This window comes from Tardiphaga sp. vice154 (assembly GCF_007018645.1).
Taxonomy (GTDB): Bacteria; Pseudomonadota; Alphaproteobacteria; order Rhizobiales; family Xanthobacteraceae; genus Tardiphaga.
In genome coordinates this window covers 259,642-281,106 of record NZ_CP041399.1, presented here as the reverse complement: position 1 = coordinate 281,106, position 21,465 = coordinate 259,642, and the positions used below count along the sequence as shown (strand labels likewise).

At 66.6% G+C, this 21,465-nt stretch carries 17 protein-coding genes, 1 tRNA gene and 1 riboswitch; of the genes, 9 read left to right on the top strand and 9 right to left on the bottom strand.

Going from position 1 to position 21,465, the window contains the following annotated elements; genetic code table 11:
- Positions 1–19: 19 nt before the first annotated feature.
- Positions 20–1,768: a gamma-glutamyltransferase gene (gene ggt, locus FIU28_RS01220; protein WP_143571287.1), complete on the bottom strand. Its 1,749-nt coding sequence runs from the start codon at positions 1,766–1,768 to the stop codon at positions 20–22.
- Positions 1,769–1,868: 100 nt separating this feature from the next.
- Here ggt and FIU28_RS01215 point away from each other — a divergent pair, with 100 nt between their 5' ends.
- Positions 1,869–3,269 (top strand): MFS transporter, encoded by a 1,401-nt coding sequence (locus FIU28_RS01215; RefSeq protein WP_143571286.1) that lies wholly within the window; start codon positions 1,869–1,871, stop codon positions 3,267–3,269.
- Here FIU28_RS01215 and FIU28_RS01210 read toward each other — a convergent pair.
- Together FIU28_RS01210 and FIU28_RS01205 are read right to left on the bottom strand one after the other, a co-directional pair.
- Positions 3,266–3,838, bottom strand: a complete 573-nt coding sequence (locus FIU28_RS01210) for a thermonuclease family protein (protein WP_143571285.1) — start codon at positions 3,836–3,838, stop codon at positions 3,266–3,268. The genes FIU28_RS01215 and FIU28_RS01210 overlap by 4 nt on opposite strands.
- Before the next feature lie 67 nt (positions 3,839–3,905).
- Complete coding sequence (locus FIU28_RS01205) at positions 3,906–4,139, bottom strand: DUF1674 domain-containing protein (protein ID WP_143571284.1); 234 nt, start codon at positions 4,137–4,139, stop codon at positions 3,906–3,908.
- Between the two features lie 191 nt (positions 4,140–4,330).
- Between FIU28_RS01205 and FIU28_RS01200 the strand changes: the two genes are divergently transcribed.
- The 3 genes from FIU28_RS01200 (at position 4,331) to purH (ending at position 9,318) form a co-directional block, all read left to right on the top strand.
- On the top strand, positions 4,331–5,671 hold the full coding sequence (locus FIU28_RS01200) for an RsmB/NOP family class I SAM-dependent RNA methyltransferase (RefSeq protein WP_143571283.1): 1,341 nt from the start codon (positions 4,331–4,333) through the stop codon (positions 5,669–5,671).
- Between the two features lie 170 nt (positions 5,672–5,841).
- Positions 5,842–7,557, top strand: a complete 1,716-nt coding sequence (locus FIU28_RS01195) for a heparinase II/III family protein (protein ID WP_143575978.1) — start codon at positions 5,842–5,844, stop codon at positions 7,555–7,557.
- Positions 7,558–7,619: 62 nt separating this feature from the next.
- Positions 7,620–7,701: riboswitch (ZMP/ZTP riboswitch) on the top strand.
- A 24-nt stretch (positions 7,702–7,725) separates the two neighbouring features.
- Entirely contained in the window at positions 7,726–9,318 is a 1,593-nt protein-coding gene (purH, locus tag FIU28_RS01190; RefSeq protein ID WP_143571282.1) for a bifunctional phosphoribosylaminoimidazolecarboxamide formyltransferase/IMP cyclohydrolase, read from the top strand.
- A 204-nt stretch (positions 9,319–9,522) separates the two neighbouring features.
- Here purH and FIU28_RS01185 read toward each other — a convergent pair whose 3' ends face one another.
- The 6 genes from FIU28_RS01185 to tsaD all read right to left on the bottom strand — a co-directional run bounded on the left by FIU28_RS01185 (position 9,523) and on the right by tsaD (position 15,890).
- The gene (locus FIU28_RS01185; RefSeq protein ID WP_143571281.1) at positions 9,523–10,038 is read right to left on the bottom strand and encodes a L,D-transpeptidase; all 516 of its coding nucleotides are present in this window, start codon (positions 10,036–10,038) and stop codon (positions 9,523–9,525) included.
- A gap of 398 nt (positions 10,039–10,436) precedes the next feature.
- Positions 10,437–12,386 (bottom strand): acetate--CoA ligase, encoded by a 1,950-nt coding sequence (gene acs, locus FIU28_RS01180; protein WP_143571280.1) that lies wholly within the window; start codon positions 12,384–12,386, stop codon positions 10,437–10,439.
- A gap of 314 nt (positions 12,387–12,700) precedes the next feature.
- Complete coding sequence (locus tag FIU28_RS01175; protein ID WP_143575977.1) at positions 12,701–13,366, bottom strand: class I SAM-dependent methyltransferase; 666 nt, start codon at positions 13,364–13,366, stop codon at positions 12,701–12,703.
- A gap of 43 nt (positions 13,367–13,409) precedes the next feature.
- Positions 13,410–13,823, bottom strand: coding sequence for an EVE domain-containing protein (locus tag FIU28_RS01170; protein ID WP_143571279.1), 414 nt, complete (start codon positions 13,821–13,823; stop codon positions 13,410–13,412).
- Positions 13,823–14,806, bottom strand: coding sequence for an NAD(P)H-dependent glycerol-3-phosphate dehydrogenase (locus FIU28_RS01165; protein ID WP_143571278.1), 984 nt, complete (start codon positions 14,804–14,806; stop codon positions 13,823–13,825). The genes FIU28_RS01170 and FIU28_RS01165 overlap by 1 nt, the downstream gene beginning before the upstream one ends.
- Positions 14,807–14,816: 10 nt before the next feature.
- A complete protein-coding gene (tsaD, locus tag FIU28_RS01160; protein WP_143575976.1) occupies positions 14,817–15,890 on the bottom strand; it encodes a tRNA (adenosine(37)-N6)-threonylcarbamoyltransferase complex transferase subunit TsaD in 1,074 nt (357 codons plus the stop codon).
- Positions 15,891–16,031: 141 nt separating this feature from the next.
- Between tsaD and FIU28_RS01155 the strand changes: the two genes are divergently transcribed.
- From FIU28_RS01155 to FIU28_RS01135, 5 genes are all read left to right on the top strand, one after another.
- Entirely contained in the window at positions 16,032–16,790 is a 759-nt protein-coding gene (locus FIU28_RS01155; RefSeq protein ID WP_143571277.1) for a uroporphyrinogen-III synthase, read from the top strand.
- A gap of 52 nt (positions 16,791–16,842) precedes the next feature.
- Positions 16,843–18,027 (top strand): hypothetical protein, encoded by a 1,185-nt coding sequence (locus FIU28_RS01150; RefSeq protein ID WP_143571276.1) that lies wholly within the window; start codon positions 16,843–16,845, stop codon positions 18,025–18,027.
- Between the two features lie 7 nt (positions 18,028–18,034).
- Entirely contained in the window at positions 18,035–19,873 is a 1,839-nt protein-coding gene (locus FIU28_RS01145) for a heme biosynthesis HemY N-terminal domain-containing protein (RefSeq protein ID WP_143571275.1), read from the top strand.
- A 132-nt stretch (positions 19,874–20,005) separates the two neighbouring features.
- Positions 20,006–20,081 (top strand) — tRNA-Thr (locus tag FIU28_RS01140).
- A gap of 262 nt (positions 20,082–20,343) precedes the next feature.
- Entirely contained in the window at positions 20,344–21,102 is a 759-nt protein-coding gene (locus tag FIU28_RS01135) for a tyrosine-type recombinase/integrase (RefSeq protein ID WP_368039327.1), read from the top strand.
- Positions 21,103–21,465: the final 363 nt, after the last annotated feature.

Sequence of the window (21,465 nt, the reverse complement as noted above, 5' to 3'; positions counted from 1 at the left end):
GCTCAGGGCATCCGACATGTCAGTATCCGGATGCTGCAGCCCCACGCGTACGCGGATCGGGCGCACCGAGCAAGCCGCCCGGCGTCACGGCGATGGAGTTGGCCGAGGTCTGTCCCATCGGCTCCAGTACCCGGTGGCCCATCGCCGTCAGCGCCGCCAGCGTCGCATCGGAGAAACCGCGCTCGATGCGGACCTCGTCGGGCAGCCACTGGTGGTGGAGCCGCGGCGCGGCCACCGCGGAGGCCACGTCCATCTGATAGTCGAGCACGTTGACGACCACCTGTAGCACCGTGGAGATGATCCGGCTGCCGCCCGGCGACCCGGTGACCAGCACTACCTTGCCGTCCTTCAGCACGATGGTCGGCGACATCGACGACAAAGGCCGCTTGCTAGGTCCGGGCAAATTGGCCTCGAAGCCGACCAGGCCGAAGGCATTAGACGCGCCGGGCGCGGCGGTGAAATCATCCAGCTCGTTGTTGAGCAGCACGCCGGTGCCTTCCGCAACAAGGCCCAAGCCGTAGGGAAAATTCAACGTGTAGGTGTTGCTCACCGCATTGCCGGCGGCATCGACCACCGAATAATGCGTGGTGTTCTCGCCCTCGCGCGGTGGCACCGCGGAGAGCGCGTCGGTCCAGGGCGTCGCGCGCGCAACGTCGATCGAGACGCGCTGCCGGGCGGCATAGTTTTTTGATAGCAGCGTGGCAATCGGTGCGGTTACAAAAGCGGGATCGCCGAGATAGCGTGCGCGGTCGGCATAAGCGCGCTTCATCGTCTCGATCAACAGATGCAGCGAGGGCGCGCTGCCCTGCGCCTTGTCCTGCATCGGAAAGCTTTCGAGAATGTTCAGCGTTTCCATCAGCACAATGCCGCCGGAAGAGGGCAGCGGCATCGAGACGATGTCGTACCCGCGATAGCTGCCGCGCACCGGCGGGCGGATCACCGGCCGGTAGTTGTTGAGGTCGTCGAGCGTGAAAATGCCGCCGGCGGCGCGAATGCCATCGACGAGTTTTGTGGCGACAGGTCCCTCATAGAAGCCGTGCGGCCCCTGCGCCGCGATCGCGGTCAGCGTTGCCGCCAGATCGGTTTGCACCAGCGTATCGCCGGGGCGCAGCGCGGCGCCGTCGGCGCGGGCGATCATGCGCAATGATGCCGGCCAGCGCGATAGCCGACGGCGCCAGTCAGGCAGCGTGTCGGCGAGGTCATCATCGAGCACGAAGCCGTCGCGCGCCAGCGCGATCGCGGGCTGCAGCATGTCGGACAGCGTGAACTTGCCGGAGCCATATTTTTCCAGTGCCAGCGCCAGCCCTGCAACGGTGCCGGGCACGCCGATGCCGAGTGCCGAGTCGCGCGACTTCGCGATGTCGGGCTGCCCGTCGGCACCCAGGAACATGTCGCGAGTCGCCGCCGCCGGCGCGGTCTCGCGATAATCGATCGTGATGTCCTCGCCGGTTACGGCGGAATGGATCACCATGAATCCGCCGCCGCCGATATTGCCGGCGCGCGGATAGGTCACCGCCATGGCAAAGCCGGTGGCCACCGCGGCGTCGATGGCGTTGCCGCCGCGTGCCATCACATCGGCGCCGACTCGTGCCGCGATTTTTTCCTGCGCGACAACCATGCCGTGCTTTGCCGCGACCGGACGGATGGTGCCGGGCGGCGCCGGCGTGTAGACGCCGCGCTCCTGCGCGAGAAGCGGCGCGCCATTTGCCATGCTGCCCAGCACGGCGGCGATCACCAGCAGACGGCGAAACGAATTCAATAGCAGCATCGGCGCTCCTGACGGCGGCCGTGATCGCACCACCTTGCTGAATCCTATATGGATTGCGATCGAGATGGCACAATCATGCGATTCGCGGAGACCTTTCTGGATGGCCCCGGCCGCCGTTGCACACGCTGTCGATGAGACCCCCCGGGTCTACCCGCCACGCTCCGCCGTGGTCGGCTGGATGCTGTTCGACTGGGCCGCGCAACCCTATTTCAGCCTGATCACGACCTTCGTGTTCGCGCCGTATTTCGCTACCCGCGTGGCGTCGGACGCCGCCGCCGGCCAATCGATGTGGGGCTTCGCCACCGCCGCGGCGGGTCTGGTGATTGCGCTGGCGTCGCCGGTGCTCGGCGCGATCGCCGATGCCAGCGGCCGCCGCAAGCCGTGGATCGCGGTGTTCGGTGGCGTGTTCGTGATCGGCGCCTGCATCATGTGGATCGGCAAGCCCGGCAATCCCGACATCATCCTGCCGCTGCTGATCGCCTATGGCTTTGCCACCATCGGCATCGAATTCGCCACCGTGTTCAATAATGCGATGATGCCGCAGCTGGTGCCGCCCGACCAGATCGGCCGGCTGTCCGGTTCCGGCTGGGCGCTGGGCTATGTCGGCGGCATTCTCAGCCTGATCGTGGTGCTCGGCTTCATGGCCGCCAGCCCGACGACCGGGCGCACCCTGTTCGGTCTGGTGCCGCTGTTCGGGCTCGATCCTATGAGCTTCGAAGGCGATCGCATCTCCGGGCCGCTCAGCGGATTGTGGTTCGTCGTCTTCGTGCTGCCGATGTTTTTGTTCACGCCGGATTTTCCGGCGAAGCTGTCGGCGCGCAAGGCGTTGCAGGAAGGCCTGAGCGATTTGCGCCAGACGTTGCTTGAATTGCCGCAGCATCGCTCGATGATGGCGTTCCTGATCGCCAACATGATCTACACCGACGGGCTGGTATCATTGTTTGCCTTCGGCGGCATTTATGCGGCCGGCACCTTCGGCTGGAATACGATCCAGATTGGCACTTTCGGTATCACACTGGCGCTGGCCGGCACGGTGGGCGCCTTTCTCGGCGGCCGGCTCGACGTCCGGCTGGGCCCCAAGCGCGTGATCGCCGGCAGCATGTCGGTGCTGCTACTTTCTATCGTCGGCATGTTGTGCATCGACAAGGACCGTATCCTGTTCTGGAGCGTGACGCCGCCGGCGCCGGGTGGCGGGCTGTTCGCGGCACCTGCGGAACAGGCCTATCTCGTACTCGGCTGCCTTATCGGCATGGCCGGTGGCCCGCTGCAGGCGGCCTCGCGCACGTTGCTGATCCGGATGGCGCCGCGCGATCGCATCGCGCAATTCTTCGGGCTGTTTGCGCTGACCGGCAAGGTGACGTCGTTCATGGGCCCGCTCTTGATCGGCATCGTCACCGCCGTCACCGCGAGCCAGAAAGCCGGCATGGCGGTGCTGGTGCTGTTCTTTGTTGCCGGCCTCGTCCTGCTGTCGCGGGTACGGGTCAAGCCGGTCGTGATCTAGCGCGAACCACACCACCCGCTGCGATGGCCGCCGCCATAGCTGCGGACATGGCCGCTGCCGAGCAAGGCCGCCGAGACATTCGGTGTGCGCCTTGTGGCGACGTCGGCGACGACGCGGCCGGGATATTTGTCGGGGCCGATATTGAAGATCGTCACGCCGCCTTCGCGCAGCACCTTGTTGAGCGCGTCGCCGGCGGCTTCCGCCAGCCGGACCTCCTGCGCGCATTGTCCCTTCAGCTCCGGTGCGTCGATGCCGCGCAGCCGGATTCGGGTCGTCAGATCGATGCCGGCTTCCAGATGAACGCGCGCGGCGAAGGTATCACCGTCGATGCCATGCAGCACATCGACCGCTTGCGGCGCGGCGGTATTGCCGGCGCGTCTCACGATGGCGTCGGCGTCGCGCGCCGCCGGCGTGTTCCACTCCTGCGTCGAGGGGGCCGGCCCGCTCACCCAGCGCTTGACCGGCAGCATCGCGCCCGCCGCCATGCCGAGCACGAACACCCACGGCAGCGCCGCGGAAAAGCGTCGGCGCCAGGGCGACGACGAATGGATGTGGGACGACCGAGCCATCTATCGGGTCTCGTTGGAAGGGCAGTCGGAACTCCGTCGTTAATATCCGGGGAGGATGGTTGTGCGTCTAAAAATCCGACGCGATGCCCTTGCGTTCCCAGTCGCCGTAACGTGTCGGCTCCGGCCCGGCGGGGCCTTGCAGCTCCTTCGCCAGCCTCTCGGGATCTCCTTTGGCGACGTGGCGCGCTTCGGCTTCGGCCAGCGCGCGCTGCGCGGCGGGCGACAGTATTTTCTTCGGCGCGGGTTCCGGTTCGGCCGCCTGCGCCGGGTTGCTGGATGAGTCGTGGGAAGTGTCGGTCATCTCGGTTCCTGCCGTGTGCGGAGTATCAGGCGATGCCTTATCGCTCAGAAATAGTGAAGCCCACCGTGTACGATATGTATATAAAGGCGATTCTTACATTTGGCATATTCGCATGCGAGTAAATTTTTGCTCGCTGGCGCGCGCAGGCCGGCCCGCGCTGATGATATTGATCCTCTTTCGTGAAGTTTTGCATGTCGCAAGTCAGATACGCCCCGCCCACCGAGGTGCCCGGCCTCGCCGCGCGTCGCATTGCGGCCGATATTCTCGATGGCGTGCTGCACAAGCGCCGCACCCTCGATGACCAGCTCGAGGGGGCTGCGGCGCATCCCGGCCTCAAGGCGCTGTCGGACCGCGACCGCGCCTTGATGCGCCGGCTGGTGGCGACGATCTTGCGCCGCATGGGCACGCTCACCCACGTCTTGTCGCGGATGCTCGATCGCGGCATCCCGACGGACGCGCCGCGCGCGCAAAGCGCGCTGATGATCGGCGCTGCGCAGATTCTCTGGATGGATGTTCCCGATCACGCCGCCGTCGATCTGTCGGTGCGGATGGTGCAGTCCGACCGCCGGGCGGCGAAATATGCCGGCCTCGTCAATGCCGTGCTGCGCCGCTGTGCCCGCGAGGGCCAGCCGCTGATTGACGAGATCGCCGCGCAGACGCTCGACGTGCCGGCGTGGCTGATGGCGCGCTGGAACGCGAATTATGGCGAGGCCGTCGCGCGCGACATCGCGCAAGCGCTCGGCCATGAGCCGTCGCTCGACCTCACGGTGAAATCCGAGGTCGAGGCCTGGGCAACGCGGCTGCACGGCGAGGTGCTGCCGACTGGCTCGGTGCGTACGCTGCTGCAGGGCTCGGTGACCATGCTGCCGGGCTTCTCCGACGGCCAGTGGTGGGTGCAGGACGCCGCCGCAGCACTTCCGGCGCGGCTGTTCGGCGACATCAAGGGCAAGCGCCTGCTCGACCTCTGTGCTGCCCCGGGCGGCAAGACCGCGCAATTGATCCACGCCGGCGCCGAGGTCACCGCGGTCGATCGCTCGCACAACCGGATCGCGCGGCTGCGGGAAAACCTCAGCCGGCTGTCGCTGCAGGCCGAGACCGTGATTTCCGACGGCACCGAATATCCCGGAGAGGGCTTTGACGGCGTGCTGGTCGATGCGCCCTGCTCGTCCACCGGCACCATCCGCCGGCATCCCGATGTCGCCTGGCTGAAGCAGGAATCCGATATTGTTTTGCTTACCGCGCTGCAGCGCCGCTTGCTGCAGAAGGCCGTGACCATGCTGAAACCCGGCGGAACTCTGGTCTATTGCACCTGTTCGCTGGAACCTGAAGAAGGCGAACACGCGGTCGCCGCTTTGCTCGATGCCGATCCCAGCCTGAAACGCGCGCCGGTCGATGCCAGCGAGGTCGCGGGTCTGACCGACATCGTCACGGCGGACGGCGACCTGCGCACGCTGCCCAGCCACCTGCCGCACGCCGATCCGCGGCTGGCCGGGCTCGACGGTTTCTATGCGGCGCGGCTGGTTAAATCCTGATTCCGCAGGTCTATCGGCTGATTTTGCCAAGTTCCACCGGTGATGGTCTTATAGTGTGCGCTCGGCGCGTTTCCGGATAAAAGGGATTCGCAACAAATTGTTCTTATCCCGATATCCCTCGTCCAAAGGCGCGCGTGGTCGCTCATCGCCAACGTATCTCGAAGCTGATCCTGCGCCGCTTTGCGCGGACGGCGCTGTCGCGCGCTTCGGGTGGCTCGGTGGCGCTGTCCCGTCTGTGGCCGGGGCGCGCTGACCGGCTGATCATCGCGCCGCACGACCTGCGCACCGCCGACGCCACCCGCGCGGCTGAGATCTACGCCGGCCGCTTCGTCTTTGCCGGCAAGATCGTTACCTGCCACGGCCGCTCGATCTTCGACCTCGAGCCGCCGTCGGAAGACTGGGAAGTGGCCCTGCTCGGCTTCGGCTGGCTGCGCCATCTGCGCGCCGCCGACACCGCCATCACCCGCGCGAATGCCCGGTCGCTGGTCGACGACTGGATCACCAACCCGTCGCGAAAGCGGCCGGTCGGCCGCCGCGCCGATGTCACCGCGCGCCGCGTGATCTCGCTCTTGTCGCAGGCGCCGCTGGTGCTCGGCGACACCGACGGCAAGTTTTACCGTCGATATCTGCGCGCCTTGACCCGCGAGATCCGCACCCTGCGCTATACATTGTCCGACGTGCCGGACGGCGTGCCGCGGCTGCAGGTGCTGATCGCGCTGTGCTATGCCTCGTTGTGCCTGGCCAACCAGGCCCGCCACGTCCGTACCGCCACCAAGAAACTGTCCGACGAGTTGCAGCGCCAGATCCTGCCGGATGGCGGCCACATCTCGCGCAATCCCGGCGCGCTGATCGAGCTGCTGATCGACCTCTTGCCGCTGCGCCAGACCTTTGCAGCGCGCAACATCGCGCCGCCGCCGGCGCTGCTCAATGCGATCGACCGCATGATGCCGATGCTGCGCTTCTTCCGCCATGGCGACGGCAGCTTTGCCCTGTTCAACGGCATGAGCAATGCGCCGTCGCATCTGTTGGCGACGCTGCTGGCCTATGACGACACCCACGGCACGCCGATGGTGAACATGCCGCATACCGGCTTCCAGCGCCTCGACGCCGGCGCGACGACTGTGATCATCGACACCGGCCCGCCGCCGCCGGCGAAGCTCAGCCAGGAGGCGCATGCCGGCACGCTGTCGTTCGAATTGTCCGCCGGTCCCAGCCGGATCGTGATCAATTGCGGCATGCCCGCCACCGGGCGCGACAACTGGCGCGCCTTTGCCCGCAGCACGCCGGCGCATTCCACCGTGACCTATCACGAGACCTCGTCGTGCCGCTTTGTCGAACGCTCGTCGATGAAGAAGTTCCTACAGGGCGCGCCGATCGTCGATGGGCCGCGCGTGGTCGAGAGCTACCGCGAGATCAACGAAAACGGCACCATGCTGACGACGTCGCATGACGGCTACCAGGGTCGCTTCGGCGTGGTGCACCGCCGGGTGCTGATGATGGCCGAGGACGGTTCGCGGCTCGATGGCGAGGACACGATGTCGATGGCGCCGGGGGCGCGGCTCAAGGCCAGCAATACCGACTATGCGATCCGCTTCCACCTGCATCCGTCGGTCAAGGCGAGCCGGCTGTCGGACGCCCGCGGCGTCATGCTGGTGCTGCCGAACCGCGAGGTCTGGACCTTCGAGGCGCTCGACGACAAGGTCGAGCTGGAGGACAGCGTGTTCCTGGCGGGCAATGACGGACCGCGCCGTACCGCGCAGATCGTGATCCGGCAGGATTCCAAGAACACGTCCAGCGTGCGCTGGAGCTTTGCCCGCTCGGCCTCCTCCCCTGCCGCCACCAACGCCCGTCGCAACGCGCGCCGCGAGCCGGAATTGCCGCTGTAGGGGTTCTATCCCAGGCGCTATTCGGTCCACGTTGTGCAGGACGGCGAAAACTGCTAATCGACCCTCGCTCGCGCGACTGGCGACCTTGGATGGAGCACCATCGGGAAGCGCGAGCCACATCTGCCGCGCGCCTGGGCATCACATTCCTTCAACCAGAGGATTTTGCCCATGACCGATCACCCGCGCAAGATCACCCGCGCATTGCTGTCCGTTTCCGACAAGTCCGGACTGATCGAATTCGCCCGCGCGCTGGCCGCCCACGGGGTTGAGCTCGTGTCCACCGGCGGCACCGCCAAGGCAATTGCTGCTGCCGGCCTCAAGGTGTCCGACGTCTCCGACCTCACCGGCTTTCCCGAGATGATGGACGGCCGCGTCAAGACGCTGCATCCGAAGGTGCATGGCGGGTTGCTGGCGATCCGCGGCAATGCCGAGCACGTGCAGTCGATGACCGAGCACGGCATCAAGCCGATCGATCTCCTGGTGGTGAATCTTTATCCGTTCGAGGCGACCGTCGAGAAAGGCGCGTCCTACGAGGACTGCATTGAGAATATCGACATCGGTGGTCCCGCGATGATCCGCGCTGCCGCCAAGAACCATGACGACGTCGCGGTGGTGGTCGAGGCGTCCGACTATCAGTCGGTGCTCGACGAGCTTGCCACGAACAACGGCGCGACCACGATCACGCTGCGCCGCCGCCTTGCCGCAAAAGCCTATGCGCGCACCGCGGCCTATGACGCCGCGATCTCGAACTGGTTCGCCGCGCAGTTGAAGATCGAAGCGCCTGACTTCCGCAGCATCGGCGGCAGGCTCGTCGAGGCGTTGCGCTACGGCGAGAACCCGCACCAGTCGGCCGCGTTCTACCGCACCCCCGAGCAGCGCCCCGGCGTCGCCTCGGCGCGCCAGGTGCAGGGCAAGCAATTGTCCTACAACAATCTCAACGACACCGACGCGGCCTATGAGTGCATCGCCGAGTTCAACGCGAAGCGCACCCCGGCCTGCGTCATCGTCAAGCATGCCAATCCCTGCGGCGTCGCCGAAGGCAGCGACCTGGTCGAGGCCTATCGCAAGGCGCTGGCCTGCGACTCCACCTCGGCGTTCGGCGGCATCGTCGCATTGAACCGCACGCTGGATGCGGAGGCCGCGCGCGCGATCACCGAGATTTTCACCGAGGTCATCATCGCGCCCGATGCCACCGACGAGGCGATCGCCATCGTCGCTTCGAAGAAGAATTTGCGGCTGCTGCTGGCCGGCAGCCTGCCCGATCCGCGCGCGCCAGGCCTGACCTACAAGACCGTCGCCGGCGGCCTGCTGGTGCAAAGCCGTGACAACGCCGTGGTCGACGACATGACGCTGCGCGCGGTGACGAAGCGGCAGCCGACCGAGGCCGAACTGCGCGATCTGAAATTCGCGTTCCGCGTCGCCAAGCACATCAAGTCCAACACCATCGTCTATGCCAAGGATCTCGCCACCGTCGGCATCGGCGCCGGCCAGATGAGCCGGATCGATTCTGCCCGCATCGCCGCGCGCAAGGCGCAGGATGCGGCGGTGGAAATGAAGCTGGCGGAGCCGATGACCAGGGGTTCTGTGGTGGCGTCGGACGCGTTCTTCCCGTTCGCCGACGGTCTCCTGGTGGCGATCGAGGCCGGCGCCACCGCGGTGATCCAGCCCGGCGGCTCGGTGCGCGACGACGAGGTGATCAAGGCCGCCGATGACGCCGGCATTGCCATGGTCTTCACCGGGGTGCGGCACTTCAAGCACTGAGTTTCGACTGGACGGAGCGACGGCGTTCCGTTCACCTCTCCCCATTGGGGCGAGGTCGGCCCGGCGAAGCGTAGCGAAGCCGGGGCGGGTGAGGGGGCACAGCTCCATCGAGAGGTCCCTGACCCCTCACCCGGCCGCGCTTGCTTTGCTCGCGCATCCGACCTCTCCCTCCGGGGATAGGTGAACGGAGCCCGGCCGCAAAGCTCAGCGCTGCGTCACGACCACGGGCGTACCGACCGGGACGCGGCCGAACAGGTCGCTGATGTCCTCATTGTACATTCGCACGCAGCCATAGGAGACGAAGCCGCCGATCGAGCCCGGACGGTTGGTGCCGTGAATGGCGTATTCGCCGCCGGCCAGCGTCAGCGCGGCGACGCCCATCGGGTTGGACGGCGATCCGCCGGCGATCACGTCGGGAAGTCGCGGATTGTCGCGCTTGACTTCCGCCGGGGGTGACCAGGCCGGTTCTCGATACTTGCCGTCGATCTTGGTGACGCCTTCCCACTGCTTGCCGGGCCGGCCGACGCCGACCGGATAGCGCACCGCGGTGCCGTCATCGAGCACGAGATACAGCCGGCGCTCGCTGGTCTTCACCACGATCGTGCCGGGTGCATAGCCGCCCTGGAACACGACCCGCGCCGGGCTGGCCTGCACCGGATGCGAAGCCAGCGCCCCCGCGGCAAGAGTAGCGGCCAGCGCAACGGCGTACTTCGTCGGCATCAATCCCTCCCATGAATGAACGAAATGGTGCCGGGATCATCGAGCGATCGCCTTAAGCATCCGGTATCATCCGGCGCCGGCGGCGATCGAACGGCGCGATCAAGGAGAAATCCTGCCGACAAAGTAAATGATCTGGAAATCACAGCGGCGGGCAAACCGCGCGGCGAAAGGTGAAGTCGATGATCAGGCAGGGAACGGTGCGCTGCGGGTCACAGCAGAAAGGGGGGCACCAGCAGTGCCACCGTCGTTGCGAGCGCAGCGAAGCAATCCAGAAAGCGGAAAGCGCAGTAAGAACCGGATTGCTTCGTCGCAAGGGCTCCTCGCAACGACGGCTGATAGGCCAAAGCTTAATCTCAAGGTAGTCGCCAGAGAAGACTGGCGACCGTATTCGGCGTCAATTACACCCCCGGCCGCTTGTTCTGACGGTGCTCGACGAGATCATCCACCACCGCCGGATCGGCCAGCGTCGAGGTGTCGCCCAGCGTGCCGGATTCGTCCTCGGCGATTTTTCGCAGGATGCGCCGCATGATCTTGCCGGAGCGGGTCTTCGGCAGGCCCGGCGCGAACTGGATGAGGTCCGGCGAGGCGATCGGGCCGATGTCCTTGCGGACCCAGCCGACCAGTTCCTTGCGCAGCTCCTCGGTCGGCTCCACGCCCGTCATCAGCGTGACATAGGCGTAGATGCCCTGACCCTTGATGTCGTGCGGATAGCCGACCACCGCGGCCTCCGAGACTTTTGCGTGCGAGACCAGCGAGCTCTCGACCTCGGCGGTGCCCATGCGGTGGCCGGAGACGTTGATGACGTCGTCAACCCGCCCGGTGATCCAGTAGTAACCGTCGGCGTCGCGGCGGCAGCCGTCGCCGGTGAAGTACTTGCCGGGATAGGTCGAGAAATAGGTCTGCTCGAAGCGCGCATGGTCGCCGTAGACCGTCCGCATCTGGCCGGGCCAGGACCGCGCGATGCACAGATTGCCCTGAGTCTCGCCGGCCTGCACATGGCCGTCGGCATCGACGATCTCCGGCACCACGCCGAAGAACGGCCGCGTCGCCGAGCCCGGCTTGAGTCGGGTCGCGCCCGGAAGCGGCGTGATCAGGATGCCGCCGGTTTCGGTCTGCCACCAGGTATCGACGATAGGGCAGCGCTTCTCGCCGACCACGTTGTAGTACCACTCCCAGGCCTCCGGATTGATCGGCTCGCCGACGCTGCCTAGCAGCCGCAGGCTCTTGCGGGAGGTGAGGTGCACCGGATCGTCGCCGGCCTGCATCAGCGCGCGGATCGCGGTCGGCGCGGTGTAGAAGATGTTGACCTTGTGCTTGTCGATGACTTCCCAGAACCGCGACATCGTCGGATAGCTCGGCACGCCCTCGAACATCAGCGTGGTCGCGCCGTTGGCCAGTGGCCCGTACAGGATGTAGCTGTGGCCGGTGACCCAGCCGACGTCGGCGGTGCACCAGTAGATATCGCCCTCGTGATAGTCGAACACGTATTTGTGCGTCATCGAGGCGAACAGCAAATAGCCGCCGGAGGTGTGCAGCACGCCCTTGGGCTGGCCGGTCGAGCCCGACGTGTAGAGGATGAACAGCGGATCTTCCGCATTCATCGCCTCGCACGGGCATTCGGCGGTGACCATCTCGGCGGCTTCGCGGTACCAGAAGTCGCGCGCCGGATCCATGGTGACCGCACCGCCGGTATGCTTGACCACGACCACCCAATCGACGTCGCCGGCCTTGGCTACGGCGGCATCGACATTGGCCTTCAGCGGCACCTTCTTGCCGCCGCGCAGGCCTTCATCCGCGGTGATGATGATCCTGGACTGGCAATCGGTGATGCGCTGGGCGAGCGAGTCCGGCGAGAAGCCGGCAAACACCACCGAATGGATCGCGCCGATTCGCGCGCAGGCCAGCATCGCATAGGCCGCCTCGGGGATCATCGGCAGATAGATGGTGACGCGGTCGCCCTTCTGGACGTTGCGGGTGCGCAGGATGTTGGCGAAGCGGCATACCTCGTCGTGCAGTTCCTGATAGGAGATGTGGCGCGACTGTGAGGGATCGTCGCCCTCCCAGATGATCGCGGTCTGCTTGGCGCGCGCCGGCAGGTGGCGGTCGATGCAATTGTAGGCGACGTTGAGCACGCCGTCCTCGAACCACTTGATCGAGATCTTGCCGGGCGCGAACGAGGTGTTCTCGACGGTGGTGAACTTCTCGATCCAGTCGAGGTTTTCGGCCTGCTCGGCCCAGAAGGCGTCCGAATCGTGCACCGAGCGATCGTACATCGCGAGATATTTGGCATCGTCGACGTAGGCGCGCGTAGTCCATTCGGCTGGCACGTCGTAGATTTTCTCGGACATGTTCCCCTCCTTGCACTGCGATCACGGCCGCGGGTGGCCGCAACGGCTGTCGTTGTTCCCGCGATTATGCGCCCGCGCGGGGTACCGCGACAAGGCACTCGTCCTAGGCCTTTTGTAGGTCGGCAAGTCGTCCTGCCGCCCACACGGCAATTCCGGCCTTACCGGCCCCGAACCCGGCAGAGGCGGATAACGTCATGATGGAACAGTCGAATTTGTAGCCTCGTGGCGCAAGCCCGGCGGCGTGAAGCGCGTGCCACGGAATTCCAACGGTTATCCGTGCCGTTATCTTCCGGGCCACGGCGGAGCCGGCAAGGCTACGCCAAGCCCCATACGGCGGTGAGCTTGATGTCGGCATCTTCCAGTTCGCGCGACACCGGCACCCTGTACTCCGCAATCCTGTGCAGCCGGGCCTTCGGCAGGAAGCTGCGACCGGGGTCGCCGATCAGGACGGTCGCGCCGGCTACGGCTTTATCGTCGAGGAAGTCGAAGGCGCGTTTCGCCGTGTCGCTTTCATAAAAGATATCGCCGGCTAAAATGGTTTCGGCCACAGGCGCGGTCGCGCCCGCCAGCAGATCGTCGCCGCTGACCTCGATCACGACCTTGTTGACGCGCGCGTTCAGTGCGATCGCCATGCGGGCAAAGCCGTCGATGTCATAGGCGATGACGCGGGCGGCGCCGGCTTTCGCGGCGGCGATGGCGACGATGCCGGAGCCGGAGGCGAGATCGATCACGGTTTTGCCGGCAACTGTCTCGGGATGATCCAGGATATAGCGCGCCAGCGCCTGGCCGCCGGCCCAGGCAAAGGCCCAGAAGGGCGGTGGCAGGCCGATCTCGTTGATCTCGTCTTCGGTCTTGGTCCATAGCGGCACCGCCTCGTCGGCGATGTGCAGCCCGATTTCCGGCACCAGCGGCACCGGGAGCAACAGCGTATTGGCGATGATGAAGACGGCCGGATCGCCGACCGCCGCAGGCACGAGCATGTTGTCGGCGCTCACGTCGAAAGAAGCGTCTGCGCGCGCGCGCTCACAGTCCGCCCAGCTTGCAGATCATCTTCCATTCGGCATCCGTTACCGGCTGCACCGACAGCCGCGAATATTTTAGCAGCGCCATTTCTGCGAAACGCTCATCGGCCTTGATCGCAGCCAATGTCACCGGCGTCTTCAGCGGCTTGTCGGCCTTGATATCGACGCAGACGAATTTCGAGGATTCATCGGTCGGGTCCGGGTAATGCTCCTTGATGATCTCGGCGATGCCGACGATCTCCTTGCCCTCGTTGGAATGATAGAAGAAGGCGCGGTCGCCCTTCTTCATCTTCATCATGTATTGCTTGGCGGTGTGGTTGCGCACGCCCGTCCAGGCTTCGCCCTTCGCGCCTTTGGCGACCTGTTGGTCCCACGACCATGTCGAGGGCTCCGATTTAACCAGCCAGTGCGCCATTAGTATCCCTCTGCCTTGAACGGCCGCGTCAGCAGGCCCTCGATCGCCTGGTCGATGGTGGCCGCGCCGCTGAGAATCGCGGCAACGGCATTGGCGACCGGCATATCGATGTGTCTGGAAGCTGCCAGTTCAACCAGAACCGGCGCGGTGAATTCGCCCTCGGCGAGCCTGTCGCGCGCGGGTTGCTCGCCACGGCCGAGTGCGGCGCCGAGAGAAAAATTGCGCGACTGCGCGCTGGAGCAGCTCAGGATCAGATCTCCAAGCCCGGACAGGCCCGACAGCGTCTCGCTTCGCGCGCCGCAGGCGCGGCCGAGCCGCAGCAATTCGCTGAAGCCGCGCGTCGTCAGCGCCGCGAGTGCGGAGGCGCCGAGCTTGCGGCCGGCGACGATACCGGCGGCGATCGCCAGCACGTTTTTTGCAGCACCGCCGATCTCGACGCCGCGCACGTCGGTGGAGTGGTAGGGCCGGAAGGTCGCCGAGCCCAGCGCCTTCACGAGATCGATCGCCATGGTCTCATCGGCGCAGGCCAGCGTCACGGCCGTCGGCAATCCCCGCGCGACGTCGTCGGCGAAATTCGGTCCCGACAGGATCGCCGGGACGGCGTTCGGCGCCACCGCTGCGATCACCTCGGTCATGAACAGCCGCGTGCCGCGCTCGATGCCCTTGGCGCAGGCGACCACGGGCTTGCCGTCGGAGAGCAGCGGCGTCAGGGCCGTCAGCGCGTCGCGCAATTGCTGCGACGGTACGGCGAGCAGAATGACATCCGCACGCGCGGTCAGCGCGAGATCGGCCGTCACAAAAACCGAGGCATCGATCGCCACGCCCGGCAGCCGCGGGCTTTCGCGCGTGATCTGCATTTGCTCGGCGGCGGCGGTCGAGCGCGCATAGAGCACGACCTCACGCCCGGCGCGCGCGGCAACGTCGGCTAGCGCCGTGCCATAGGCCCCGGCGCCGATCACCGCGACTGAACTGAAGTTCACCATCGCGCTATCCTCAATACGCTGCGCGGGTTTTGCCGTAACCGGCCGGCGCGACCGCATCGGCATCGAGCAGCCAGCGGGCGCGCGGCGCAGCTTCCATCGTGTCGGTGAGGCCCAGCGCCAGGCGTTCGGCGCCGGCCCAGGCGATCATCGCGCCGTTGTCGGTGCACAATTCCGGCGGCGGCATGATCAGGATGGTGCCGGCCTTGGCCGCCACTTCCAGCAGCGCGCCGCGGATCGCCTTGTTGGAGGCGACGCCGCCGGCCGCCACCAGCGCCGTCGGCTCGCCGAAACGTTCCTTGAACAGGCGCAGCCCGACGCTGAGCCGGTCGGCGGTAGCATCCAGCACGGCGGCCTGGAAGCTGGCGCAGAGATCGTTGATGTCCTGCGGCTCAAGCGGCGCGATGCGGCCGGCCTCGTTGCGCACCGCGGTCTTGAGGCCGGACAGCGAAAAATTGGCGTCGGGGCGACCCAGCATCGGCCGCGGAAACGCAAAGCGTTTGGCATCGCCGGAAGCGGCGGCGTGCTCGACCTGCGGCCCGCCGGGATAGGGCAGGCTGAGCATTTTTGCCACCTTGTCGAAGGCCTCGCCCATCGCGTCATCGACAGTGGTGCCGAGCCGTACATAATCGCCGACGCCGAGCACCGCGACGATCTGGGTGTGGCCGCCGGAGGCCAGGAACAGGCAATAGGGAAACGACAGCGCGTCGGTCAGCCGCGGCGTCAGCGCATGCGCCTCCAGATGGTTCACCGCGATCAGCGGCGTGTCATGCACCATCGCGATCGCCTTCGCCGTGGTGAGGCCGACGATCACGCCGCCGATCAGGCCGGGACCGGCGGCGGCGGCGACCGCGGAAAGATCGATGAAGCCGGTATCGGCCTCGGTCATCGCGCGGCGCACGATACCGTCGAGCAGGTCGATATGGGCGCGCGCCGCGATCTCCGGCACCACGCCGCCATAGGGCGCGTGGTCGGCGATCTGCGAATGCACGATGTTGGACAGGATGCGGCCGGAACCGTCCGGGCGGCGTTCGATCACGGCCGCGGCGGTCTCGTCGCAGGTCGTCTCGATTCCCAGCACGCGCATCGGCCTACCCGTCAAAATTCAATCCTTGCACAATCCGCCCGAGCGGGCTTTTGCTGCCCCGGCGTAGCATTGCGGGGTTGCACGGTGCAATCTCCGAAGCTCCTTCACCTCTTCCGCCGATCGATCGGAAAGCGTCGCCGCATGGCCATTCTCGTCACCCGCCCGCAGCCCGACAATGATCGCACCGCAAGCGCGTTGCGGGCCCGCGGGCTCGACGTCTTGCCGGCGCCGATGCTGCGCTTCGAGAAGGTGATCGTGCAGGACGACCATGCCGACGACGCGCAGCCGCATTACGGCGCGGTGATCGTCACCTCCGCCAATGCGCTGCGCGCGATAGAGGACCAGCCGATCAAGGCTGCCCTGCTTGAGCTGCCGCTGTTTGCGGTCGGCGAGCGAACCGCCGAGGCGGCGCGGGACATCGGCTTCACGAACGTGATCTCCGCCGATGGCGACGCCCATGCGCTGCGCGACCTCGTGGTTGCGCAGGTCAAGGCGAAGCTACTGAAGAATTCTGCCACGCTTTTGTATCTCGCCGGCGCCGATCTGGCCCGCGATCTCGCCAGTGAACTCGGGCAACGCGGCTTCAGCGTCGTTACCCACACCGCCTACCGGATGGCGCCGGTGACCGAGCTGCCCGCCGCGGTATCCGACGGCTTTGCCGCGGGAACCATCCAGGCCGTGCTGCACTATTCAAGGCGCAGTGCGCGCGCGTTCTTCGCCGCGTCGCGCGCCGCCGGCGTCGAAATTTCGGCACTTGCGGTACCTCATATCTGCCTGTCCGATTCCGTGGCATCGATCGTGCGCGATGCCGGCGCCACCCAGGTGCTGCTGGCGGCCACGCCGGATGAAAATGCCCTGTTCGCGGCGCTGGACCGTGCCATCGCGCTTTTATCGCGCTAAGAGAAGATGGCGAACCTGACCGGGTTCGCCCCTGCCAAGAGGAACCCGCGCCATGGTCGATGACAGGCCCGAACCGACTGGACCGCTGGACCCGAACCGGCCGCGCCGCGCGCCATCGACCATCGAGTTGCCGGCCTCCGAGGTGACCAGCGCGACCTCCGGGCCGACGGTTTCCGAATCGGCCGACGAGCCGAAGATGGCTCCCGAGCTGCCGGAGGAAACCGCCGCCGAATCGATCGCCGATCCGGTCTCCCCGGAGGAGACAGCGCTGCCGTCTGCGAAGCGCCCCTCGGTGGTGCTGCCCGCTGCGACCGGCGCGCTGACGGCGGCTTTGCTGCTTGGCGGTGCCTGGCTGGCCGGCTGGCCCGGTGCGCCGGCGCCGGAACCGCAGGACAATTCCGCGCTCGATGCCCTGGCCGCGCGCGTTGCCCGGATCGAGGCTCGTCCGGCCGCACCGGCCAATGCGGGTACCGCGCCGGACTCGGCGCAGGCCGCCCGGCTCGACACTCTGGAAAAATCGCTGGCCGCGCTGCGCAGTGACCTCGCCGCGGCGAAATCCCAGACCGCCGTCGCCGTCGCCGCGGTTTCCGAGCTGAAATCCGCAGCGGCCGGGCCGGCAGTCGACCTTTCGCCGATCACTGCCCGGCTCGGCGCGGTCGAGCGCGCCGCCGGCGCCCTGAAAACCGAAATCGTCGAGCAAAGCGCCAAGCCGGCCGACGACCGGCCGCTGCGTCGCGTCGTCGCCGCCTCGCTGCTCGACAGCACCGTGCGGCAAAGCGAGCCTTATGCTGCGGCCCTTGCTGCAGCAAAACCGCTGGCCGATGATGCCGCGGCGCTGAAACCGCTCGACGGCTTTGCCGCCACCGGCGTGCCGAATGCCGCCGCACTTGGCCGTGAGCTGCTGGCGTTGCTGCCGAAGCTGGTCCCCGCGGCCGAGCCGGTGTCGACCGGCAGCATCGTCGATCGCCTGCAGGCCGGCGCCGCCCGGCTGGTCCGCATCGAGCGGACCGACGCCGTCGCCGGCCCCGACAGCGCGGCGATTGCGTCGCGCGCCGCCGCCGCCGCGCGTCGCACCGACCTCGCCGAGGCCAGGCGCGAACTCATGACCTTGCCGCCGGCAGATCGCGCCACCGTGCAGCCGTGGATCGACCGCGTCGATGCCCGCGACCTAGCCCTTGCCACCTCCCGTCAGTTCGCCGCCGACGCGATGGCGGCGCTGTCCAAGCCGGCGCGATAGGAAACCCATGCTGCGTCTCATCTCGTTTCTCGTATTGATCGCGCTGGCCGGCGCCGGTGCCGCCTGGGTGGCCGAACAGAGCGGCGACGTCGTGCTGTCGTGGGGCCACTGGCGCGCCGTGACCTCGCTGCCGGTGTTCGCGCTGGCCGTTGGCCTCGTCATCGTCGCCGCATTGCTGGCCTGGTCGCTGCTGCGCGGCATGTGGCGGATGCCGGCGCGGTTGCGCCGCAATCGCCGCGACAAGCGCCAAGCGCGGGGCCGCCAGGCCATCACAAGGGGCCTGCTGGCGATCGGCCATGGCGACGGTGCTGCGGCCCGCAAACATGCCGACGCGGCGGCGCGCCTCGTCGCCAACGATCCGCTGGCGCTGCTGCTGCAGGCGCAGTCGGCGCAGCTCGAGGGTGACCACCATGGCGCCAACCGTGCGTTCCGGACGATGGCCGAGCGCGAGGATACTCGCCTGCTTGGCCTGCGCGGCCTGTTCATCGAGGCGCAGCGCAGCGACGATCCGCATGCCGCGGTGGCGATCGCCGAGGAGGCCTTGAAGCTGGCGCCGGGCTCGACCTGGGCCTCGCAGGCGCTGCTCGGCTTCCGCTGTTCGCAGGGCGACTGGAACGGCGCGCTGGCGATCCTCGACAACAACCTGTCCTCCGGACTGATCGACCGCGCCGCGTTCCGTCGCCAGCGCGGCGTGCTGCTGACCGCGCGGGCGCAGGAGCTGGAAACCGTCGACCGCGACCTCGCCCGCGAGAGCATCAGTGAGGCCGTCAAGCTGGCGCCGACCCTGGTGCCGGCCGCGGTACTGGCCGCCCGGTTTCAGAGCGAGGCGCAGCAGATCCGCCGCGCCCTCAAGATCCTCGAGGCTGCCTGGATCGCGCAGCCGCATCCGGATCTCGCGGACGCCTATGCCCATGCCAAGCCGGGCGATGCCGCCCGCCAGCGGCTGGCGCGGATCGAGACACTGGCGGCCAAGGCCCCCGGCCATGTCGAAAGCGCGCTGGCGCTTGCGCGCGCCGCGATCGACGCCGCCGAATTCGGCCGAGCGCGCGAGACGCTGGCGCCGTTCACGCAGGACCCGACGCAGCGCGTCGCGATCCTGATGGCCGAAATCGAGCGCACCGAAAACGGCGACAGCGGCCGGTCCCGCGCCTGGACGATCCGCGCGGTGCGCGCCCGGCACGATCCGGTGTGGACCGCGGATGGCTATGTCTCGGACATCTGGCGTCCGGTGTCGCCGCTGACCGGCCGAATCGATGCCTTCCAGTGGCAGACGCCGCTGGCGGCGCTGCCGTCGGACCGGATGTCGACCATCGAAGCGGATATCTTGCGCGAAACCGTGCTGGCGCCGCCGCCGCGCGCGGTGCCGCCCCCCGCTGCCGCTACCGCCACCGAGGCTGACGGGCCCGAACAGGCGTCGTCGGAGGCCCCGAAAGCTGCTGTGGCAACCGAGTTGCCCTCCCCGCAGACCCGTCCCGCGACCGAAACGGCGCCGGAGCCCAGGCAGGAGCTAAAGCGGGAGCCCAAAATCGAGATTCAGCCGGAACCGGAACTGGCGGAAGCGGATCCGGAACCTGCGGTCGAGCCCGCCCCGCCCGCTCCGCCGCCCGCGGCCCCGCCGCTATTTTTTCGTCCCCGTCCCGACGCCGCCGGCAAGCCGCCGGGCGCCACCATGCCGCCCGCCGCCATGCCGCCGATCCGTCCGCCAATCCCTGCGGTGATCCCGATCGTGCGCGCGCCCGATGATCCCGGGGTGGACGAGGAAAATCCGCGCGACGAATTCGCCGAACTCAACGCCGGCCAGCAGGCCGGCGGCTGGCGCGGCTTTATTGGCCGCATCGGCGGCTGAGCCGTCCGATCACGACACGGGATCGGACGCTTTTGCGCGCCGATCGGCGCGCCGCTTCTTGCAAAGCGCCGCCCCGAACGATATCAGATGCGGCAGCGTTTCCGGCCTACAGGCCGAATCGCCGCTTGGTTCGCCGCAATAGCTCAGTTGGTAGAGCACGTCATTCGTAATGACGGGGTCACAGGTTCGAGTCCTGTTTGCGGCACCATTTTGCCATCCAAATCAGGCCGATATAGTCCAAAATCTACTGTAAATCAGTAGGTTACGTGATATTTGTGTCCAGCGCCGTCCAAGGCGGTGCGTTGGTATCTGAAGATTTTTGTTGGTGTATCTGTTGGTAACGATCCGATGCAGCGGGGGATGTACCAACATGGCACTGACCGATCGTGAAATCCGAAAAATTGAACCGGGTACTACACGGGCAAAGTTGTCGGACGGCGCCGGATTGCAGCTCTGGGTAATGCCGGACGGTGCGATGGCGGCTCGCCTACCGTTACAACGGCAAGCAGAAGACCCTCGCCATCGGCGTATACCCGACGACCAGCCTTCGAGAGGCGCGCGACGCGCGCGATGACGCCAGACGCCTGCTTGGCTCGGGACAAGACCCCTCGCTGGTCCGAAAGCTGGCCAGGGCCGCAAAAGCGACGGCGTCGGCCAATACCTTCAACTCGCTGGCCGACGAACTCCTCGAAAAGAAGCGCGCGGAAGGAAAGGCGGAGCGCACCTTCGACAAGGTTGAATGGCTCCTGAACCTTGCTCGCCCTGATCTTGGGGAGCGCCCTATTGCGGAGATCGTCGCCCCTGAAGTGCTACGGGTCCTGAAAACGGTAGAGGCTCGGGGTCGACTCGAAACCGCCAAACGGCTGCGGGCAACCATCGGGCAGGTCTTTCGCTTTGCCGTCGCGACCGGGCGAGGAGATACGGACCCGACGGCCTCCCTTCGGGGAGCTATCGCGTCGCCAGTAGTCCAGCACCGTGCGGCCATCATCGAACCTAAAGCCTTCGGTGGCTTGCTCAGGGCCATTGCTATCTACGAGGGGTCGCCAGAAACGAAGGCCGCTCTAGAACTGTCGGCCCTGACTTTTGCACGTCCCGGTGAGGTCCGTGCAGCGGAATGGAGCGAAATCGATCTCGATGGCGCAACCTGGTCCATCCCGGCCGCAAAAATGAAGATGCGACGGCCGCATCGCATTCCGCTGGCACCCCCGAGCAGTTACCTTGCTGCGTGAGCTTCACGGCATCACCGGGAATGGACGCTTCGTTTTCCCGTCCAATCGCTCGCGCGAGCATTGTATGAGCGAAAACACCATCAATGCCGCCTTGCGCAGACTCGGCTTCACAAATGCGGCTTGTGGAACGCAGACGCCATCGAGCGTCAGCTGGCTCACGTCGATAACGATAGTGTGCGGCGCGCTTATGCTCGCGCCGACTATTGGGATGAACGGGTCCGCATCATGGACTGGTGGGCAGAAAGATGCAGGGAGATGGAGGCGGGCGGCACGATCGTCCCCCTGCGGGCAATCTGAGAAATCGTCGGCTCAGGGCGTTAGCCTACAAATTTGGAGTAGCGCTGGGATGTCCGCTTTCGTGCG

What these genes read in the sequence shown, in the direction of transcription:
- ggt (WP_143571287.1), bottom strand. Translation starts at nt 1,768, where the DNA reads ATGCTGCTATTGAATTCGTTTCGCCGTCTGCTGGTGATCGCCGCCGTG.
- FIU28_RS01215 (WP_143571286.1), top strand. Translation starts at nt 1,869, where the DNA reads ATGGCCCCGGCCGCCGTTGCACACGCTGTCGATGAGACCCCCCGGGTC.
- FIU28_RS01210 (WP_143571285.1), bottom strand. Translation starts at nt 3,838, where the DNA reads ATGGCTCGGTCGTCCCACATCCATTCGTCGTCGCCCTGGCGCCGACGC.
- FIU28_RS01205 (WP_143571284.1), bottom strand. Translation starts at nt 4,139, where the DNA reads ATGACCGACACTTCCCACGACTCATCCAGCAACCCGGCGCAGGCGGCC.
- FIU28_RS01200 (WP_143571283.1), top strand. Translation starts at nt 4,331, where the DNA reads ATGTCGCAAGTCAGATACGCCCCGCCCACCGAGGTGCCCGGCCTCGCC.
- purH (WP_143571282.1), top strand. Translation starts at nt 7,726, where the DNA reads ATGACCGATCACCCGCGCAAGATCACCCGCGCATTGCTGTCCGTTTCC.
- FIU28_RS01185 (WP_143571281.1), bottom strand. Translation starts at nt 10,038, where the DNA reads ATGCCGACGAAGTACGCCGTTGCGCTGGCCGCTACTCTTGCCGCGGGG.
- acs (WP_143571280.1), bottom strand. Translation starts at nt 12,386, where the DNA reads ATGTCCGAGAAAATCTACGACGTGCCAGCCGAATGGACTACGCGCGCC.
- FIU28_RS01175 (WP_143575977.1), bottom strand. Translation starts at nt 13,366, where the DNA reads ATGCTCGTGCCTGCGGCGGTCGGCGATCCGGCCGTCTTCATCATCGCC.
- FIU28_RS01170 (WP_143571279.1), bottom strand. Translation starts at nt 13,823, where the DNA reads ATGGCGCACTGGCTGGTTAAATCGGAGCCCTCGACATGGTCGTGGGAC.
- FIU28_RS01165 (WP_143571278.1), bottom strand. Translation starts at nt 14,806, where the DNA reads ATGGTGAACTTCAGTTCAGTCGCGGTGATCGGCGCCGGGGCCTATGGC.
- tsaD (WP_143575976.1), bottom strand. Translation starts at nt 15,890, where the DNA reads ATGCGCGTGCTGGGAATCGAGACGACCTGCGACGAGACCGCCGCGGCC.
- FIU28_RS01155 (WP_143571277.1), top strand. Translation starts at nt 16,032, where the DNA reads ATGGCCATTCTCGTCACCCGCCCGCAGCCCGACAATGATCGCACCGCA.
- FIU28_RS01150 (WP_143571276.1), top strand. Translation starts at nt 16,843, where the DNA reads ATGGTCGATGACAGGCCCGAACCGACTGGACCGCTGGACCCGAACCGG.
- FIU28_RS01145 (WP_143571275.1), top strand. Translation starts at nt 18,035, where the DNA reads ATGCTGCGTCTCATCTCGTTTCTCGTATTGATCGCGCTGGCCGGCGCC.